Origin of the sequence: Streptomyces sp. LBL (genome assembly GCF_029893585.1) — a bacterium.
Lineage (GTDB): Bacteria > Actinomycetota > Actinomycetes > Streptomycetales > Streptomycetaceae > Streptomyces.
Genome location: NZ_JARXYX010000086.1, coordinates 1 through 2,378, shown reverse-complemented (window position 1 = coordinate 2,378; position 2,378 = coordinate 1). Strand labels below are relative to the sequence as shown.

Below are 2,378 nucleotides of genomic sequence, written 5' to 3'. Positions count from 1 at the left end.
CCACCCGGCAATCACCGCTGCCCACACCCCGAAGAAACACCCGGAACCCGCCCGACACCCATGATCAGCATTCACGCGGTGGATCGAGGCTCAGCCTGAGTGAGCGGGACTACCTCTTCGACCTCGGGGGACACCCCGCACCGCGGCGGGACCTGCGTGAGGATCACGTCAGCCCGACCATGATGCGCATCGTGGAGCGGCTTTCGGATACGCCCGCATTGGTGATGTCCCGGTTCGGTGCGACGCTGCTGCAGACCCGCCCGGCAGTACACGGCGGACACCACGGGCAGGGCCGGCGAGATCGTCGCAGCACTGCTGGAGGTCAGCCCCGAGTTCGCCGAGCTCTGGCGGTTGCACGAGGTGGACGTCACCCACCATCAGGACCTCAAGCGCTACCGGCATAGGGAGCTGGGCGAGATGGAGCTGTACTGCCAGCGACTGGTGGACCCCGACCAAGCCCAGGAACTGCTGGTCTTCTCCGCCACGCCCGGCTCACCGAGCGACGAAAAAATTCAACTCCGGGCAGCCGTAGACGCTTAGCTTGCCGCTGAGCGGTCTGCGACGCCTGCTGAGGCCTGTGCACCGCGGCAGCAGACCGGCACCGCCGACAAGGTCACCGACCGCCCCGGCTCGCGCGGGACATCTCCAGCAGGGTCGCGGAGGACGGCGACCCGGGGGTGGTCGTGTACACGAGCACTATCTCGTCCGGGTCGCTGGTCAGTTGGAGCCCCTCCCAGGAGAACTCCAGCCGTTGGTGGGGAGGGTGGCAGCGCAGGACGACGGTCGAGTGCGTGGTCTCCAAGACGTGCTGTTCCGACCAGAGCCGCCGGAAGTCCTCGCTGTGGTGCGCGAGTTCATCGATCTCCCGGATGAGCTCCGGGTCCCGGGGCCTCTTGCCGATCTCGGTCCGCAGGTACGACACTGCCTCGCGGGCCTTCGCCTCCCAGTCGACGTACAGCCACCGGGCGCGCGGATCCGTGAAGACGAGCCGTCCGACGGTGCGCTGTGCGGCGGGGATGCCGCCGAAGTCGGCGAAGACGGCCGCCGCCAGGCGGTTCCACGCGAGTATCGAGCCTCCCCGGCCCACGAGGTAGGCGGGAGTGCCAGCCATCGAGTCGAGGATGTGCTGCACACTGGGCCGTATGCCGCGGGAGCCCTCGTGGTCGGAGCCCGTGCTCGGCCTCGCCAGACTGCGCAGGTAGCGACGCTCGCCCGGGCTCAGCCGGAGCGCCTCGGCCACGGCGTCCAGCACGGCGTCCGACACCCGGGACGCCTGTCCGCGTTCGAGCCGTATGTAGTGTTCGACGCTGACTGCCGCGAGCGTGGCGACCTCCTCGCGGCGCAGTCCCCTCACCCGTCTGACTCCGTGGTCGGGTAACCCCACGTCCTGGGGGCGTAGTCGGGCCCGGCGGGAGATGAGGAAGTCGCGTAGGGCGTCGAAGGTGTCCATGCCAGGCATCTTTGTCGCCGATCTCGGCGCCTGCCAGTAGGCGCGAGCCTCGCCGCATGATCCCGCCAGGGCATGGTGTGACCTCCCTCGGGCATCCCGGTCGTCGCATCCTCGTACCGCACCCCTGTCCCCGGGGGCACACACCGCACCGCCGGCCGGCCCGGCGGTGCCCCGTCGAAAGGACGAGCACCATGCCCCACAGTGCACGCACCCACAAACAGCGAACGGCTTCCGCGATCGGCGTACTCGTCGCGGTGATCGGGATGACCGTAGGCGGCGGCGTGACGGCGTCGGCGGCCACCGACACCGCCAAGAAGTGCTATATCGAGGTACAGGTCCACGGGAAGTGGACCAAGTACGAGGTGCCGTGCGGCTGAGTTGACGATCCTGCCGGTCGCGACCGAGGGGGCGCGACCGGCAGGGCTCACAGTCGGGTCCCTGTGCCGTCCGCCGCGCTGTCCTCGGGCATGACCTCGCCGTGGGCGATTGCGTAGGGGTGCCGGCGCGGGGCCCTCGTGGCTGATGCCGTCGAGCACCTCCTCGCGATCAGGAGCCGGCTGCCTCGGCCTGGCTCCGCGCACCCGACGCGCCACCGCGACGTACCCACACTCATATCAACCTGACCAGGCACTACTAGGGCCGCTGCAGGCAGTGTTCGCCCCGTCGCGACGCGTGGCACGCTCCCCCCTGTTTCAACTGCCTCAAAGGCGTGAGAGACGCCCCCACTCGCCGCGCCACCCCGCGTCTGGCGAAACCGGCGCGGGGGGCCCCCCCCCCGGGGGGGGGGGGGGGGGCGCCCCCGGGCCGGGGGGGGGGGGGGGGGGGGGGGCCCCCCCCGGCGGGGGGCGCCGCGGGGGGGCCCCCCCCCCCCCGCCGGGGGGGCCGGGCGGAAGGCATGTGTTGGTTGGTGGGGCATCGCGGCCGGCAG

3 protein-coding genes are annotated in these 2,378 nt (G+C 71.1%); 2 read left to right on the top strand and 1 reads right to left on the bottom strand.

The genetic code is table 11. The annotated features are described in order from the left end of the window. Positions 1 to 237: 237 nt before the first annotated feature. A complete protein-coding gene (locus tag M2271_RS42365; RefSeq protein WP_280892808.1) occupies positions 238 to 540 on the top strand; it encodes a hypothetical protein in 303 nt (100 codons plus the stop codon). 73 nt (positions 541 to 613) lie between these two features. Here M2271_RS42365 and M2271_RS42360 read toward each other — a convergent pair whose 3' ends face one another. After that, positions 614 to 1,450 carry a helix-turn-helix transcriptional regulator gene (locus M2271_RS42360; RefSeq protein ID WP_280892807.1) on the bottom strand — a complete coding sequence of 279 codons (837 nt, stop codon included), beginning with the start codon at positions 1,448 to 1,450 and terminating at the stop codon, positions 614 to 616. Positions 1,451 to 1,641: 191 nt separating this feature from the next. On the opposite strand from M2271_RS42360, the gene M2271_RS42355 reads away from it, so the two are divergent. Further along, on the top strand, positions 1,642 to 1,827 hold the full coding sequence (locus M2271_RS42355) for a hypothetical protein (protein WP_280892806.1): 186 nt from the start codon (positions 1,642 to 1,644) through the stop codon (positions 1,825 to 1,827). Positions 1,828 to 2,378 lie beyond the last annotated feature (551 nt).